The 20,169-nt window shown below is 59.4% G+C and carries 1 protein-coding gene; it reads left to right on the forward strand.

What is annotated here, in order from left to right:
• Positions 1-48 precede the first annotated feature (48 nt).
• Positions 49-20,169, forward strand: coding sequence for a calcium-binding protein (locus ACN9MW_RS16135; RefSeq protein WP_426161464.1), 20,121 nt, complete (start codon positions 49-51; stop codon positions 20,167-20,169).

The raw sequence follows: 20,169 nt of genomic DNA on the forward strand, positions 1-20,169 counted from the left end.
GCGCGGTGCAGACCGTGGGCAACGAAAAATATCAATTGGGAGTGGTGGATGGTTTCGGTTGTTAGCGGTAGCGGTACGGGTTTGTTGAATTCTTCGCTGGGTTTGATGGGGCAGGGCGGCGTGGCGGGGAACTGGCCGCAAGGGGCGGCACGAGAGTCTGGCTTCCTGAATATCGCTAACGGTAACCTGGTATTACAGCGGCGCGATGACTTTGTGGCGGCCGCCGGCGTCGACCTGAAAATGGTACGCACCTATAACTCCCAAGGGGCTTTCGACGAAGGCGCCGGGCGCCAGTGGAAAATCGGCCTGCACAAGCAGGTCGGATCGCTGATCGGCACATTGAACGCTTCCGGCAGCAACATCACCCGCCTCGAGGGCGATGGCAGTTCCTCTGTTTTCGTTTTCGACTCCACCAGCGGTCGTTACCTGAACGAGAACGGCAGCCAAAGCCTTGTCTTCGGCTCTTACCAGAAATGGACGTGGCGCGACGAAACCGGCACAGGTCTGTACGAGGTTTATGACGAGGCTCACAATGGCCGCCTGCTGCTGGCCGGGGACCGCGAAGGTGTGCGCCTGAACTACGAGTATGGAGAAAGCGGCCTTGTCGCTGCCATCCGCACGTCTTCCGGCGACACTACCCATTTCGACTACGACTCCAACGGCAACCTGACCCAATACCGGACGGTGACCGGCGATAGCGCACGGGAGTTGATCCGGGTGCGCTACGGTTACGACGGCCTTGAACGCCTGGCCAGTGTGACGACCGATTTGAGCCCGGAAGACAACAGTGTCGCCGATGGCAATACGTACGTGGTGCAGTACACCTACGATGGCGACAGCAACCGCGTAGCAAGCATTGCGCAAACAGATGGCACGTTGGTCAGGATGAGCTACGTGTACGCGGACGATGCGTGGAAGGTTGCGAGTATTACAGATGCGCAGGGCACCCTGGCCATCGAATACAAGCAAGGGCAGACGGTGCTGACGGATGCGGCTGGCAAGGCCGTCGCCTATAGCTTTGACGGCGAAGGCCGCCTGCTGGCAGTCGGTACTCCTGGCAGCCTGCCGCAGGCAAGCTTTGAATACGATGCGAATGGCAACGTGGTTCGCGCAGCTTCTGCCGATGCCGCGACCATGTCTTACGAGTATGATGCACGCGGCCAGCGCGTCGCCATCCGCGGCGCGGACGGCATGCTGGTCCTGCAGCGTGGCTTCGCGCCCGATGGCCGGTTGCTGGCGGAAATTTCATACGATGCCACTTACCAGGCGTCGTTGACGAATTATGTTTACGATGGCGCCAGCAGGCTGGCGTTCGTGGTCGCGCCTGACGGTCAGGTACAGCAATATCAATATGACACTGCGGGCCAACGCATCGCAACGGTCCGCTATCCGGACTCGCGCTATGGCAGCGGCCCGCGCACGGAAACGGCCCTGCGCGCCTGGGCTGCCAATGAAGTGCAGCAGAAGCATGCGGTACAGCGGACATACTATACGTATGACGTGCGCGGCCTGGTTGCGACCCGAGCCGACGAGCACGGCACAACGTCATTCGTCTACGACCAGGCAGGCCAGCTGCTGCAACTGATTTCCCCTGATGGCAGCAGCACCCAATACACCTACGATGGACTGGGCCGCTTGCTGACGACCACCACCGCCGCTGGCCAGGCAGAAGTGACGGACCTGGATGCCACTGCCAACGTCATGGCCACCTCCTACGACAAGGGCTTGGCGAGCAGCAGCGTGATGAGCGGAGCCGACATGATGTTCATGGGCGCCGTAGCGATGAGTGCGCCGGTATATGCTTCGATCGTCGCCGGCACTACCAGCGACGAATCATTGAAAGGCACCTCCGGCGACGACTATATCAACGGCGGTGAAGGCCGCGATTCGCTGTCTGGCGGCTACGGTAATGACGTGCTGGAAGACGCCTTCGACGCCAACATATTGCATGGAGAAGCCGGCAACGACACGCTTGCCGGCATCAGCGCCTCTGACGACACCCTGTACGGAGAGGCGGGCGCCGACACCTACCTTTACAACCTGGGATATGGCAACGACATCATCTACGGGCAGCGCAACGAGGATACGTTGCGCCTGGGCGAGGGAATCAGTCCTGCTGACGTGACGTTCGAGCGTTACAGTTACGATAGCCTGCAGCTTGTCATCCGCCAGGGTGGCCTGGAAAGGGGCCGCGTTGCCCTGATGGGCATGGCGGCCGAAGTCACTTCCGGCTCCGGCGGGGTCATGCAGCTCATTTTTGCGGACGGAACAGTATGGGATGCGGCGACGATTCGCGCGCGCGCCCTGATCGGAAGCGATGGGATCGACGACAACCTGACCGGCTACAGCAGCAGCGATTTCATCGCCGGCAATGCCGGCACGGATACTTTGGCCGGCGGCGCCGGAGCCGATACCCTTGATGGGGGGGCGGGTGCCGATTCGATCGATGGCGGCTCCGGTAACGACAGCGCTTTCGGCAACTCTGGCAACGACACCCTTACCGGAGGCGATGGCAACGATATCCTGGATGGCGGCGAAGGTGCTGACGACCTGTCGGGAGGCATTGGTGATGACACGCTCAGTGGCGGCCTTGGCATCAGCGCGGGCGACGACACCCTGAGGGGCGACGCCGGCGCAGACACGTACGTCTATGAGCTGGGTAGTGGCAAGGACTGGATCTACGGCCAGCGCAATGAAGACACGCTGCGGCTGGGCGCTGGCATCAATCCAGCCGACGTCTCGGTGGAGCGAAATGGCAACGACCTGGAGTTGGCGATTCGACAGCAGGGAGTTGAAGTCGGGCGCGTTGTGCTGGTCTACCAGGGATATGACTCTGCCAATGCCTACGACGGCGTCAAGCAGGTCGTCTTTGCCGATGGATCGGTATGGGATGCCGCCTCTCTTCGCGTGCGCACCCTCTCCGGGTCCGCGGCCAGTGAAGCAAGCCTGAGCGGGTATGGCAGCAACGATGCGATCCAGGGCAATGGCGGCAGCGATACCATCTCTGGCGGTGCGGGAGATGACACCATTGACGGCGGCGCAGACTCCGACCTGATCTACGGTGACGCGGGCAACGATTCCTTGCTCGGAAACAGCGGCAACGATTCACTGTATGGTGGGAACGGCAACGACGTCCTGAACGGCGGCCAAGGCAATGACGAACTGAGCGGCGGAGCGGGCGCCGACACCTATGTCTATGAACTGGGTGACGGCAATGACTGGATCTATGGCCAGCGCAATGAGGATACCCTGCAATTGGGGGCTGGTATCAATCCTTCCGATGTCAGCTTCGAACGCGTCTATCATGGTGTCTCCGGCCCCTGTCTTGATGTCGTCATTCGACAGAGTGGTGTGGAAGTCGGCCGTATCGTGCTGTCGAACCAGGCTAACGATTCCGACACCACCAGCGGTGTCCAGAAAATGGTCTTCGCCGACGGCACAGTGTGGGATGCGGCAACGATCCGTGTACGTTCATTGGTCGATGATGCCAACCGCAACAACGGCGAACTGCGGGGATATAACGGCGACGACATAATCCTGGGCAATGGTGGTGCCGATACACTGTACGGCGGTAACGGCAACGACTTACTGAATGGCGGCGCTGGCGACGACTTCCTTGACGGAGAAGCCGGAACCGACACCTATGTCTACGAGCTGGGTGACGGCAATGACACCATCTTTACCAGGCGCTATGAAGACACGTTGAAGCTGGGTGCTGGCATCAGTACAGGCGACGTTACCCTGGTTCGGCGCGGCAACGACGTAGAGGTGATGGTGCGCCCAAATGGCACTGAGGCCGGTCGCATCCTTTTGCAGGGCCAGGCCTACGACGCTAGCTACGGCATCGGCATCAAGCAGATCATCTTTGCCGACAATACGGTGTGGGATGCGGCGAAGATTTTGTCGATTGCCGCGATTCCACCGGCAGGCGAAACGCGAAATGGAACAGAGTATGGAGGTGTGGTACTCGGCACTCCAGGCGACGACAAGTTGAATGGCGGTGCCAGCACCGATTCCATTGACGGTGGCGCTGGCAATGACAATATATCTGGATATGCGGGTAGCGATTCCTTGCTCGGAAAGCAGGGCAATGACTACTTGTATGGCGGCGATGGCAACGACCTGATCGACGGCGGCGAAGGCACTGATCGATTGTACGGCGACGCCGGCAACGACACGCTCAAGGGCGGCACTGGCTACAGTGATGACACTTTGCAGGGCGGTAGCGGTTCCGATACTTACATCTATGAGCTTGGTGGCGGGAAGGATGAAATTAATGGGCAGCGTGATGAAGATACGCTCCGGCTAGGGATTGGTATCGATCCGGTCGACGTGTCGATCGTGCGAAATGCTGCGAACCTTGAGCTGGTGATCCGCAAAGACGGATACGAAGCCGGCCGTGTCGTCTTGATCAATCAAGCGTCGGACGCAACAACCGACGTAAGCGGTGTCATGCAGGTTCAATTTGCGGACGGCACGTCCTGGGATGCTGCGGAGATCCGGACGCGTGCGCTGACCGGTTCAGTATATGACGACGGCAACCTGGACGGGTACAGCAGCAGCGATTTCATTTCCGGCAGTGCCGGTGACGATCGCCTGTCCGGCGAAGCTGGTGACGATATCCTTGATGGCGCAGCCGATACCGACACCCTGTACGGCCACGCAGGGAACGATGTTCTGCTTGGTGATTCCGGCAACGACTTCTTATACGGCGGCGATGGCGACGATACGCTGGACGGCGGGACTGACACGGACAGGATGTATGGCGACTCCGGTAATGACGCCTTGTTCGGCAAAGGCGGCAATGACGACCTTTCTGGTGGCGACGGCAATGACCTCCTGGATGGAGGGGAAGGGGGCGACAACCTGCACGGTGGCACCGGCAACGACACCCTCGCTGGCGGGACTGGCAACGATTATTTGTACGGGGAGGCCGGCGCCGATACTTATATCTACCAGCTGGGTGATGGAAAAGAGACGATCTACGGCCAGCGCAACGAGGACATCCTGAAGTTTGGCGCAGGGATCTCGCCAGATGATGTGACTGTCGTGCGAAACGACATTCACCTGGAACTTGTGATCCGCCAGCGCGGGATGGAGGTTGGCCGCGTTGTACTGCACTACCAGGGCGCTGATTCCCAATATAGCGAGGACGGTGTCAAAGAGGTGGTTTTTGCTGATGGAACGGTATGGAATGCCGCGAAGTTAAGAACCCTGTACCTGGCTGGCACAGACGCCAACGATCGCTACTACGGCTATGCCAGCGGCGATTCCATACTGGGTGGTGCTGGCAACGACTTGCTGTCGGGCGGTGCAGGCGACGACCTGCTTGACGGCGGTGGTGACGCCGACAATATCTCGGGCGAAGCCGGCAACGACACGTTGCTTGGGGGCGGTGGCAAAGACATATTATACGGTGGAGACGGCGACGATTCCCTTGATGGCGGAGAGGGCGGCGATTCCCTGTACGGTGGCAATGGCAATGACACGCTCAGGGGCGGCACAGGTTTTGGCGGCGGCGACGACGAGTTGACAGGCGGCGCCGGCGCGGATACCTACATCTACGAACTTGGCGGTGGCAGGGACAAGATCACTGGCGAGCGCAATGAAGATGTCCTGCAACTTGGAATCGGCATCGATCCAGCCGACGTATCGATCGAGCGATACAGCGATAACCTGGACCTGGTCATTCGCCAGGCGGGTTCAGAGGTCGGGCGCATTGTGTTGGTTAATCAAGCTTCCGACTACTATGAATCTGGCGTCAGGCAGGTCATTTTTGCCGACGGCACGGTGTGGAGCGCGGACATGCTGCGTGCCCGGGCATTGATCGGCACGGAATTTAGCGAAAGCAACCTGCGAGGCTACAACAGCAACGACTCCATCGTTGGCAACGCGGGCAACGATTCCCTCTTCGGAGGAAGTGGGGCCGATACAGTTGAAGGCGGACGCGGCAACGACTCCCTGGACGGCGGCGATGGTGACGATTACCTGGACGGCGGTGAAGGCAACGACACGTACACGGGCGGGAACGGGGCAGATACCTTCAACTATGAACTGGGCGATGGCAACGACACGATCTTCGGCCTGCGCAACGAAGATACGCTGAGGCTGGGGGCGGGCATCAATCCAGGTGACGTCAGCTTTGTGCGTCCGATCGACAGCTACAGCCTTGAATTGATGATTCGCCAGGGTGGGGTTGAAGTCGGGCGCATTGTGTTATCCAACATGGCGTCCGATACCACAGCCAGCAGTACCGGTGTGAAGCAGATTGTCTTCGCCGATGGTACGAGCTGGAGTGCGGAAACGATCCGGGCGCGGGCCCTGATCGGCACGGAAGCCAATGACCCTAACCTGCGCGGCTACAACAGCAATGACAGTATTGTTGGCAACGGCGGCAATGACTTTATCAATGATCCGGGCGGCAGCGACACGACTGATGGCGGCGCGGGCAACGACACGATCAGCGACGCGGGTTCCGGCAGCAATCTGATATTGGGTGGCTCGGGCAACGATTCCATCACCTACAGCAATTCGTCGAACAATACTATTTTCGGCGGCGCTGGAAGCGACACGGTGACCTTTTATAGTCCCGGCAATTTTGCCTACGCAAACCAGCTTGCCGGAGGCCGCGGGAACGATCGCCTGGTTGGCTCGAACGCGGCGGACTCGTACATGTTCTACCGTGGCGACGGACAGGACACGATCTCCGACTACGATGTCAATGCATATGGAAAAATCGACCGCCTGGTGCTGGGCGAGGGCATTTTGCAAAGCGACATGGGCTTCAGCCGCGTCAATGCCTATGACCTGCTGATTTCAATTGGCGACGCGGGCAGCCCAACCCTGGATACCATCCTGGTCGAAAACTGGTTCAATTCAACTGGCGCCTACCAGTTGGAGCGGATCGAATTTGCCGATGGCGCCAGCCTGTCGAAGGACCAGGTCAACGCGCTGGCAAACGTGCGCAACGGCACGGAGTTAAATGACGGGTCGCTTGGGCCGATCGCTGGCGAGAACAGTGCGACTTATGGGCTGGGCGGCAACGACACAATCACTGGCACCTCCAGCGGCAACGACACGATCGACGGCGGCAGCGGAAATGATTCGATCAGCGATTCCGGCGGGACGCGGAATGTGCTCCTGGGCGGAGACGGCGCCGACACCATCCAGTTCGCGTCCACCAGCGACAACACGGTCAAAGGTGGCACCGGAAACGATTGGGTGAAGATTTCGACGGCTGGAGCCGGACAGGGCAAGACCAATGAAGTGGAAGGTGGCAAAGGCAACGATCGCCTGGAAAGCGGTTCCAGTACCGACACCTACTTGTTCAACCGGGGTGACGGCCAGGATACGATCTACGATTACGACAGCGCAAATGGCGGCGCCACGGACCGCGTGCGTTTTGGCATGGGCATCGCCCCGTCCAACCTGAGTTTCATGCGAATGGGTAACGACCTGGTGATACTCGTCGGTGGCGACGGCATACCGGGGCGTTCCGACCAGGTCACCATTGAAAACTGGTTCACGAACGCACAATACCAGATCGAACGCTTCGAGTTTGCAGATGGCAGCTCTATCGCAAGCAACGCCCTGCCGGCGCTGGTGAACTTCATTGCCGGCACCAGCGTTTCCGATACGCTGACCGGCGACTCCGCCAACAACACCATCCTTGGCGGCGCCGGCAACGACAAGATCACCGATACGTCGGGCGACAATAACCTGCAGGGCAATGCAGGCACCGACACCATTAACTTCAGTGGCGGCAGCAATTACGTCGATGGCGGCGCGAACGATGACCAGATCAACGGTAGCGGTCCGGCCGGCAGCAACAATGTCATTGTTGGCGGCACCGGTACCGACCGCATGGTCAGTGGCGCCAGCAACGATACCTATCTTTTCGCGCGCGGCGACGGCATGGATACCATTGCCGATAGCAGCAATGCCGACCTTGACGTGCTTGAATTTGGCCCAACGATCACGTTGGCACATTTGAATGTCACCCGTAACGGCAACAATCTTGTCGTGCGCGTAGTCGATCCAGCGAACTCCTCTCAGGTCGACCAGGTCACGTTCGAAAACTGGTTTGTCGGTACCAGCAACATCATCGAGAAGTTCCGCTTTGCCGATGGCACGGAAATCGCCACCGCGCAGATTGTTGCCATGATGAGCAACGGCTCCAGCTTTGGCGGAATGGGTATCGAGAACCTCGATGCGGGCGCACTGCAGGCAGCAGGCAGCGTCGGCACCGATGCGGTGCTGACGCTGGTAAATACCGGCAACGGCAATTTTGTGCTGCGGGAGCAGGATGCGGCGCTGGCGTCGCTCGGCCTGGATGTGAGCCTCGGCCGAACCTATAACTCGCAGTCACAGATTGGCGTCACTGGCTGGACCAACTGGCAACTGAGCACCGGCAGGACGGTGCGCCTGGATTCCGCCACCAATACCGCCTATCGCGGCAACGGCGATGGGTCGACCGGTAAATACACTTGGGATGCCTCGATCGCTGCCTATCGCTCCCTGGACGGGCAGGGCGCCTACGACAAGCTGGTATTCAATGCGAGCTTGCAGCAATGGACCTGGACGGACGGCGCTAGCGGTGTAATTGAAACATATGACGCGGCCAACAATGGCCGTCTTATGAACTCGCGCGACACGAGCGGCAACGTCACTACGTATGCCTACCGGACCGACGGCCAGTTGGACTACGTCGCCGGCGCCTCCGGCGAAAAAGTGGTGATGGTATATAACAACGCGGCCCAGCTGATTTCGGTGCGCGTGGACTACACCTCGAACGGCCTGGCGAAGAACAGCACCCGTGTTTACTACGACTACGACGGCCAGCGGCGCCTGACGATGGTGCGTACCGACCTGACACCGGATGACAACAGCATCGCCGATGGCGACGTCTACTGGACGATGTACAGCTACGACGGCGACAGCGGACGTATCGCCCGCATCTCGCAAAAGGATGGCAGTTCCTTGCGCTTGACGTACAAGCAGGACCCCGTGAGTGGCGCATCGTGGGTTGATACGATGACTGATGGCACAGGACGTATGACGCGCCTGGTTCGCGGTGCGGACGGTACTGTTATCGAAGACCCCGCAGGCCACCAGGTCAAGTACACGTATGACAGCGCAGGCAAGCTCGATAAGGTGACCGACCTGACGACCCTTCAATCGTCGGACTACGCCTACGACGCTAACGGCAACATCCTCAGCGTGACCGACGCCAATGGTGTCGTCAATCAATTCGCCTACGACAGCGACGGCAACCAGGTTCTCGACCGAATTGCCGGCGTGCGTGAGATCAGCCGCACTTTCGCAAAACCCGGCCTCGTGCAAACCCAGACGGTTAACGGCGAGACTACCCGCAACGTCTATGATGCCCAGGGCCGCCTGCGCTTCCAGGTATCCCCGGAGGGACGCGTCACCGAATCGCTCTACAACGCCAAGGGCGAGGTGGTAACGACATTCGAATACGCCGGTGAAAAATTCAATGTGTCCACCCTGGGGGCGACGGAAGCGCCGTCCGAAGCCGCGCTGGCGGCCTGGGCTGAAGGGATTGATCGCCGCAACAGCGTGCGCACCGATTTCATCTACGACAGCCGCAGCCAGGTACGATCCTCGACCACCTATGCCGCGCTGGCGGCCGACGGTAGCGGTGTGGTGGATGGCACGGAGTCCGTCCGTCGCTATACCTATGACCAGAACGGCTTGCTCCTGCAAACCATCGACACCAATAACAAGCAGGTCAGCTACAGCTACGACGGCCTTGGCCGAGTCATCGCGACGCTGGATTCTCGTCCGGAGGTCGCACAAGCCACGGCAACGGTGTACGACGATGCAATTCGCACGGTAGTCACGACCGGCGTGAACGGCAACACGGTCAGCGAAGTCCTCAACCGCGCCGGCCAACTGCTCAGCAGGACCGCCAGCTCGGCCGTGGCAAACGGCACCTCGCGCGTTTTCCATGATGCTGCTGGCCGCCCGGTCATGACCGTGGATGCTGCCGGTACGCGCAGTTTCGTCATGTACGATGCCGCAAGCCGCAAGATCGCCGACATCGATGGCGACGGCAGCCTGGTCGAATACCGCTATGGATCGAACGGCCAGCTGACGCATAGCATTGCCTACGCCACGCCGGTCGATACGTCGGCACTGGTCGATGCCGGCGGCAAGCCGGTTGCCAGGACGCTGGCGAGCGTAAGGCCCGACGCGAAAGCCGCTGACCGTCATGCCTGGAACATTTATGACTCCGTGGGGCGCCTGGTTCAGGCTGTTGACGCTCAGGGGGAAGTCACGGAAACCCTGTACGATGCGGCCGGCCATATCGCATCGGTAGTGCGGCACGCAGAAACCGTAGACGCGTCTGCACTGAAGCTCACCGATGCGCCGGCTGCATTTGCGCTGGCAACCGACCCGGCCGACAGCGTTACGCGCTTCTTCTACGACAAAGACGGAAACCGGCTGGGCGCGCTCGATGGTTCGGGCAATCTTACGGAATTCGTCTACGGCGCCACTGGTGAACTGGTATCGAGCATCGTCTACCGCCAGGCAACCAACACGGCTTTGCGCGCAACTGGCAGCCTTGCCGATCTGCGCGCAGCAGTCGCAGCCAGCGCCGTAGCGACAAACTACTTGTATAACGGCAAAGGCCAACAGGTAGGCACGGTGGATGCTGGCGGCACGCTGACCGAGACCGTCTACGACACGGAAGGCAATGTCTCGCGCAAAGTACGCTATGCCACGACTGTGAACTGGCAGGCTGGCGCGACCATCGCTACCTTGCGTCCTGGATCGTCCATCGCCGACCGCACCTGGGACTACACCTACACTGCGCTGAACCAGCTTGCGACCGAGACCGCACCTGACAAGACGGTGACCCAGTACAAGTACGACAAGCTGGGCAAAGTCACTTCGGTGATGCGCTTTGCGGGTACCCCTGTAGCCGAATCGGCATTGGCGCGCTATGACGTAGAAGGCCGCCTGACCGCAGAACTGCCGGCCAGCGCAGCATGGCGCATCATTGAAGCGGGCGCAGCTCCCGCCGCGATCGATGCGGTCTGGAATACCTACGGCGTAAGCTACCAGTACGATAATGCTGGCCGCCGCATCAGTATGACTGCGCCGGGCGGAGCGCGTACGCTGTACTTCTATGATACAGATGGCCACCTCGCGCATACGGTCAACACCCTGGGCCAGGTTGTCAGTACGGAGTACAACGCCTTCAACCAGGTTGCGCGAAATGTGACCTATGACGGCGTGATCGATGCGTCGACGCTGGCAACGCTCAACGGCGGCAATGTATCTGCCCTTGCCGGGGTCCTGCAAGCCCTGGCGCCGGTTGCCATCGCCACTCGTACCTTGTACAACGAGGACGGCCAGGTTGCCGCCACCGTGGATCCGATGGGCGCGCTTAAGGCCTATCGCTACGATGTACTGGGGAATGTGAGCGAGACCTTTGCTTTCGCCACCCCGATCAACCCTGCCATGACGGAAGCCGACATCCTGTCAGGCATTGACGCCGGCAGGTTTACCAACGCCGCACACGACCAGCACCAACGCTTCGTTTATGACAGGGCAGGCCGCCTGGCTGCCACCTTCACGGCGCTGGAGGCCGGGCAGAACGGTCAGCAATGGTCGGTCTCCACTCGCAGCTACGACGGCGCCGGCAACCTGGTCGGCACCACGTCCTTCGCAACGCCGCTCACCCACGGTGCTCCCACGGCAGATCAACTGGCTGGCATGAGCCCTGCCGCAGGCGACGAGCGCGTACGCATTGTCTACGATGCAGTAGGCCGCGTTGCAACCACGGCGACCGCCCAGGCCTGGGATGGCGACAAATACACCTGGACACTGCAAACCCGGGAATATGATGCCAACGGCCTGCTGGCCGTGCAGCGCACATTGGCAACGCAGATTACGTCGGCCGAACCGAGTGCCGCTGAATTGTCGGCGGCCTCATTGAAGTACAGCATCAACGATGCCGTGCAGCGTTTCGCCTACGACGAGATGGGCCGGGTGACGCATACCGCCACGGCGCAAGGCGTGGTGGACGGCGCGTTGCGCTGGGCCGTGTCGAGCGCAGCCTACGACAAGTCAGGCAACGTTACCGAACGCACGGCTTACGCGGCGGGATTGACCTCCGCCACGCTGCCTGCCAACCCAACGCTCGCCGACTACACGGCCTGGCTGAAGAGTGGCCAGGCCGATGCCACCCGCGACCGCACCACACGCTATGTCTACGATGCCGGCAACCGCCTGCAATACACCATCGGCGCCCAGGGCAATGTCGTCGGGCAGGAATACGATGCACGCGGCAACGTCGTGGCGGTGACGGAATACGTCACGCAAGTCTTGGGTGCTGTACCTGCCAACTTCACGCCCGGTGCGGCGTATAGCGTTAGCCGCACGATCTATGACGCCGCAGGCCGCGCGCAATACACGATCAACGCGGAAGGTGGCGTGAGCGAATTGCGCTACGACGCGCTGGGCCGTGTCTCCACGACGATCGCCTACGCAACGGCGATCCCGGCGGATTTGCTGTCGGGAATGAATAGCGCCAAGCTGGTTGGCGACTTCATTAAGTTGCACCTTGATGCCGACAACGACCGGACCAGCCGCAACGTCTACGACAAAGACGGGCGTGTGAGCTTCAGCATCGATGGCAAGGGCTATGTTAAGGAAATGCGGTACGACGCCCTGGGGCAGGTGACCGATACCTACGCCTACCAGGACCAGATGACCCTGTCCGAGGCCGACCAGACGCTGGATAAACTGGCAGAGTTTGGCACCGCGCAGATCGCGGCTGGAAAGAGCCGTCACGAATCGTTTGATTACGATTCGCAGGGCCATCTTGTGCGCTCGACCGACGGTGAGAAGCATTCGGAGGTCTTCCATTACGATGGCGCAGGCAACAAGATCTCCTTCACCAACAAGCTTGGCAAGGAATGGATCTATCGCTACAATGCAGCCGGCCAACTGATGGAAGAAGTGGCACCGCCGGTGCAGGTAATGGGCAACGATCATGTCACGGCCAACGTCTCGCTGACGACGCGCCTGGATTACGACGCGTTGGGCAATCTGGTATCGCGCACAGAAGCCGCCGGCGTGGCTGGCTACGAGCGCACTACCAGCTATCGGTACGACCTGGCCGGGCGGCAGGTGAAGACCATCCTGCCGCGCTTCAGCATTTACAATTCTGCTGAAACGCCTTCCACCGAACAGGATGCCGGCATGGCGGAGATGGACTCGGGTGAAGTCGCTGTTACGGTAACGTACGACCTGATGGGCAATGCCATTATGAGTCGGGACGTCGGCGGCGGGATCAGCCGCAAGGTCTATGACCGCATGGGCCGCGTGAAGTACGACATCGATGCGAAAGGCCAGGTCACTGGATTCGAGTACGACGCTTTTGGCCAGCAGACGGCGTTGACGCGCTATGCAGTGGTGCCGAACTTGACGGGTAGTGACTTCAGCGAAGCGGACGTCAAGCAACGCCTGGAAGCGCTGGATCACAGCCAGGATCGCACGATCAAGACCAGTTACGACCGCCTTGGCCGCGTGGCTACCGTTGCCGAGCCGGGCAGCTACGTCTTCGATAACGTGAATGGCGCGCCAGGCTACCGCATGCTGGTGCGTGTCACCGCCAATGAGTACAACGCTTTTGGCGAACTGCGCCACAAATTCGTCTACGGTGCAGATCCCGCAAACATCAACGCAAAACTTACCACGCCAAGCGAAGAACGCTACTACTACAACCAGCGCGGTGAGCGCATTGCGCAGTTCGTAGCGGAAGACGCAGCACGTGGCTTCCTGACCACGACGGAATACAGCGCATTCGGCGAAATTGACAAGGTCACCGAGTTCTCCAACCGGGTCAATGCAAGCTCCATGACCGATTCCGCCTTTGGTGCCGCGGACGTGAGCGAACAGGACCGCGTGACCAGTTATGACTACGACAACGTCGGCCAGAAGACCGCCCAGACACGCCACAATGTTGACGTTGGGGCGTGGGCGAACAACGCCATGGCGACTGACCATGTCCTGGTGACCACCCGCTATGAATACGATGCCGTCGGCAATTTGCTCTCAACCAAGGATGCCAGCGGCGCCGAGACCCGTAGCTACTACGATGCCACGGGACACGTGGCCGCGATTACGGTCAAAGGAAGCAAAGACGGCAAGTTGGCACTGACCACGTTCGACCGCGACGTCTACGGCAATGTGGTCAAGCAGACTGCGTACGCCACGGCAGCTTTTCTGGACGCGGCCGGGAACTACATTGTCCCCGCCTCGGATAGCGCAGATCGTACTACCTGGACGACTTACAACATCAACGGTCATGCCATCGCGCAGACGGATGCTGAAGGGAAGACTTCCTATACCTCGTACGATATTTATGGCCGCGTAGCCAAGCAATGGCAGAACGTGACCAGCATGTTGTCGGCCAGTGAGTCCTTTGTGCGGAGAACCTTCACGATCACACAGTACGACCAGCTGGGCCAGGTGCTGAAGGTCATCACCCCGGGTGTTGCAGTAAAAGCAGAGAACAACCAGGTACTAAGCTCAATTGAGTTGAGTGCGCCGAATACTGGTTATCCCACCCTTGCGAGGGAACTATCTTCCTCGTATACCGGAACCAATAGGGTACGGTTGAATTATCCGGACCTGGGTAATGGGCCAGTCAAAGTCGAGCTGAATTACAAGACGAAGATGGGCTATTTCCAGGAGGCGAGAGAGCAGGGCGGTGTGGCCCCGCCCAACTATGTCGAAGAAGGTATCGACCGCGTCAAGGTGCTGGAGGAGACGGAAAATGGACCAGGCCTCTGGACGCCCTTGTCTGGAGCTACAGGTGTCACCGTTTCCTGGAGCGACTCTTCCGAAGCCTTTGGCGGTATTGAATCTATCAACAGCGTTAAGGTCTATATCCGTGACGGGCAAGGCCAGTGGCTGCTGAAATATGACAGCACAGGTACGGACCCATCTCGCGCAGCTTCGGTTACCGATCATATGCGCGGCGATGTCGGCACGACTGTCAACGAGAACGAATTCAATGCCTTCGGCGAACTCGTAGGCAAGAGCCTCAACGGAACCCTCTACGAGACTGCCTCGTACGACAAGGCCGGCAATATGTGGCGCACCAATGCCGGCGACCGGGTCGAAAAGGTTATGTTCTATAACGTGGCGGGCCAGATGACGGTCCAGATCCGCAGCGCAAAGGACATCGACCTTAAATCGTACGATTCCGCCAAGGCTGTAGCGGAAAGACTTGATCGCAACCTGGATACAGCCAACGGTATCATCCGTAACGAAACCAGCTATGACCTGATGGGCCGGGCTGTCAGCCAGACCGGCACCGCGCACGGCACAGGCGCTCCCGCCAACATACCCGCAAACGGCTCGGTCGTTAATGCCAGCGTTTCTGCGGAGGAGAAGGAAACCTCTCGGGTTGCTTGGAGATATCATTCTCCTGACGGTTCGGACATCGTCGAGGTAGACGGGCCGAACTGGAGCTACTACTGGTCAGGCAGCAACGTCGTTAACGTCGGATTCACCCTGCCGGATGGCCTGGGCAGCGGCGATATCAAGATCGAGGTCTCTTACTACAACGGTGGCGTTTCACCGCTGGATCGCGGCACCAGCTTTGCAGAGCCAAGCTCGCCGACATTCGAGCAGATTCTGCGAGTTGACCAATTGCCTGAGCCCGATAAAGATAGCGGCGTTCGGCACACTACCCTGAGTATGTATGGCTGGCCGTCAATCGATGGATGGAACGCGGTCCGCATCTATAAGAAGGACGTGACCGAGGGCTGGGTGCTCCTGAGTGAAAACAAACAGGTAGACAACCCTCAGGCCGCACGCGGCGGGCCATACGTGACAATGCCGATGCCTGCCGATGGCCTGGCGACGCCACGCATGGAATACACGCTGCCAAACGGACAGCTTGTCTCGTCGAGTGGCGGCCAGGTCCACAACTTCGGCGACCAGGCCCTGTTCGATATGTCAGCGGCGCCTGCAGGTCAGTACGATGTCCGCCTTTACTACACCCCACAGACAGGGACATCGGAGATACTGAAGGAAACCGTCCGGGTGCTGGTCACCATCGATGATGCGGGCAAACGCACTGTCAAATACCTTGGCAGCACGGCCGGACCGGTCGAGCAGAATGTGCGCGCCACCAGCATGCAGCGCCTGGATCGCTGGGGCAACGTGCTGGAAGTGACCGATCCCCGCAATCCCGACTGGTTCATCCGTTATAGCTATAACGACAATAACCAGATGATCAAACAGGAGGCAGTGGACAGTGCCCTTGGACAAGTGCGCTATCTGGGCGAAACCTATTACGATGAAGCTGGCCGCGAAGTCGGCCAACGGGATGGCCGCCTTAACCTGCAGCGCAAGGTCTATGACGCCGATGGCCAGCTGGGTGAAGAACATCACGCCGACGGTGGCCTGATCGAGTACAAGTACAGCATGTTTGGTGACCGCACCGACATGTTTACCTTCACCAGTGCAGACCGAAGCGTCCACACCCAATACGCCTATGACCACCTGGCCCATTTGAGCAAAGTCTCCAACTTTGCCGAAACCTGGCATACCTACGAAGACAGCAATGGCAGCTTGTGGGCTGGACAACTGAACGCAGAAGGCGAAGTGGCCGAGTCGTATGCATACGATGAGCTTGGCCGCCGCACGGTGACCACGGACGGCATGAACGGCAAGCGTGTGGTGCGTTACGACCACGCCGGCAATATCCTGGCCGAAGTCGACCAGGTAGGCGTGACCACCTCCTACGCCTATGACGCCTTTGGCCGCAAGACCGCCATGGTGATGACGGACGACGGTGGCCCGCGGATTCAGTACTGGGAGTACGACCCGCTCACCGGGCGGCTTGCCTCGCACACCAATGGCGGTAACGTCAGGACGACCTACACGTACACCGGCCTCGGCCAGTTGGCGACGCAGACTTCGCCCGAGCGCGGCACGCTGCCGGGCCAGAACCTGAAATACACCTATGATGGCGACCGCCTGATGCGGATCGACGACATCACCAACAACAAGGTGACGAGTTACGCCTACGACCTGGCCGGCAACCACCTGCGCGAAAGGACGGAAGCAGGTGGCCGGGTGGTGCAGAATAATTCCATCGAATACGACCAGCTGGGCCGCATGGTCCACGTCGGTGATGGCCGTTTCGACCTGCAGATCACTTATGATGCGGCAGGCAACAGGGAGACAGTCCGCACGACGTACACGAACGACAGCGGGCAGGAGAACCAGCGCTGGGTAATGAACAAGTTCGACGCGATGAATCGCCAGACCCTGGTCGATGGCATAGTCACCTTCGAAGTCCTCCCGGGGAATACGCGCCAGATTGCCCAATTCGGCCAGGGCAGCCACGAAATCACTTACGACTGGGCCGGCAATCGTACCAGCGACAAGTACTACGCCTCGAACGTGGTGGCCACCGAACGCTTTGAATATGACGGCGCGGGCCGCTTGCAGAAGACCTTCCGCGATGAAAACCTGATCGACCTGCGTTATTACGATGGCGCAGGCCGCGTGGTGCGCTCCGGCGTCGACGCAGGCGCGACCTGGGGCTGGCTGATGGACGAATGGAAGCTGGCCAAGGAATACCGGATCACCGAATACGACGCCGCAGGCCGCATGACGCGCCAGAAGATGCGCGACCTGGGCAACAACGCCCTGGACGACATCTTCTTCAAGATGGTTACCGGCTACGTGATCGACGGGACGCATATCGGTTACAGCAAGGCGGGCAACCTGCGCGGCTACATTGTCGTGCCGCCCAACGGCGGCCCGGTCACGCAGTTCACAACGGACTACCTTTGGTTTGATACGGCGAAAGAATCGCTCGCGTCGGCGCGCAACGCAGATGGGATCTCATACACTACGACCCAATACGACAGCAATGGCTTCGCCGTTAAAGTCATTGAAAAGCCGGACGACGCAGAAGAGAAGTCCCGTACCTTCATCAACGATGTCAATGGCCAGATGTTGATCAGGAATGACGGTGGACTCGATACGTACTCCTTGATCGTCAACGGCCAACTGCTTGGCCGCAGCAAGGTGAACGATTACGACGCCAGCTTCGTCAACACCTACCAGCCGGCGACGGCCGGTGGCCTGTCGGCGCCGCCAAGCGCTTACGTGGTGCGCGGCAGCGGCGAAACGCCGTCGAGCATCGCGCAAGCGCTTTGGGGCGACAGCAAGCTGTGGTATCTGATCGCCGATGCCAACGGCATGGCAGGCGATGACCAGCTCGCTGTCGGCAAGACGCTGCGCATTCCAGCGCGCGTGAATACGGTCCACAACGACTACCAGACCTTCAAGCCGTATGATGCGGCCGATGCAGTTGGCAACACGATGCCGGCCATGCCAATTCCCAATGCCCCGCCTGGCGACAAGGGCTGCGGTGCGCTTGGCACGATCATCATGATCGTAGTGGCAGTGGTGGTGACCTACTTTACAGCAGGAGCTGCATCTAGCTACTTCGGTTCTTATTTTGTCGGCGGAGCCATTGGGGGCGCAGCCGGGTCTATTGCGAGCCAAGCAGTTGGTATGGCGATTGGAGCGCAAGACAAATTCAGTTGGAAGAGTGTGGCTCTTTCGGCAATTGCAAGCGGTGTTTCCTATGGCATGGCAGGCGGCAGTACTAGCACCGCGCAATTTGCGGGCTTTGAGGGCACTCCAGCCGTCATCGCACGCGCGGCAGTGAGCAACGCGATCTCGCAAGGAATCGGTATCGTCACTGGTCTGCAGGATAAGTTTGAGTGGCGCGGAGTTGTCGCTGCCGGAGCCGGAGCCGGGATCGGGCAGGCATTGAGCGAAAGTTTAGGGCTCAATACCGAAGCCGCGAAAAACATGAAATTTGGCGAGCGGTTGCTGAAAGCGTCGCTGGTTGGTTTTGCCGCTGGCACAACGACTGCAGTGATGCGCGGGGGCAGAATTAGCGTAGCCCAGATCGCGACTGATGCATTCGGCAATGCTCTAGGGTCGAGTCTCGCAGACCAACTTGGTCGAGCCAGTAGCGAGGAAAAGCTTGCCCAACAACGTAAGGATGCCCGTCAAGCGATTGCCCGCGACGGCACTGACTACATTGCTGATCAACTGATGGCTGGCGGTATGGGGGTGATGGAAGCTACCGTACGCTCAAGGTCGGATGAGGTTCGCGATGCTGTCGGGATCATTCAAGCAATGGCTGCGGCTGAGAATCGTACTGGAACCAATTTCGATAGCTTGCCGGTCACTCAGCAAACCGCGGTGTTACGAGCAGCGCTTGCGGCAAATTCGAGCAGCGGTCCAATGCTGACCGATCGATTAGTTCCGCGTGAAGCAATCGTCGAGAGCGGAGCGGACGCGGGGGAATACAATAACGCAGTACGCCTGCCAGACGCTTCCCCTGTGGAAATTTCGGCGCACCGTGACGTGCAAGGGGGCTTCATTTCTACCACGGCAAATGTTCTTGACCGTGGCAATGCAGCAGTTGGCGCACTGATTGATAAGGTTGGGGAGTCTAACGCAACGTGGGGTGTCCGCGGCATCCAGCTTGCAATTGGTGGCATACCGAAAACTGCCATTTCGTTCGTTGTCGACAGTATCACTGAGAAACCTATCAAATATCTCAATGAGACGTTGTCAGGACTAATCGCGAAGAACGCTTTCGACGTGGAGGACGCGAGCCCAGAGCGTGCCGTCGAGATCAATAAAGTGAGCGGTGCCTTGGGTGGGTTTGGCGTGACTGCCGCGCTTGGTTCCGCCTTCGGTGTAATTCGGAATGTGCAAGGTTCCAGAGGTATTTTCAAGCCATCTGCGATTCAGCGAGCCGAGCAACGGTCTTCTCCATCTTTGCATAACGATCCGTATCACCCAGATGCTGTAGCGGCGCGTCAGGCAGAGATGAGCAAACTTTACGGGGGATTTGACCCGAAAGGAGCCGCAAAGGCGTTAGGATACGGAAACCGCATTCCGGCACAAAAAGCACCATTTAACTCGCACGGGCAAGACGTATTTTTCAACGGAAAACAATATATTACTCCGGACATTGATGGTCACAATGTAACGAATGGCTGGAAGGTCTTTGATACGCGTGGCCGGCGGACCGGTACTTGGAACACAGATTTGTCCGAAAGACTGAAAGACTAA

The organism is Pseudoduganella sp. R-34 (genome assembly GCF_049904655.1).
In the GTDB taxonomy this organism is placed as follows: Bacteria; Pseudomonadota; Gammaproteobacteria; order Burkholderiales; family Burkholderiaceae_D; genus Rugamonas.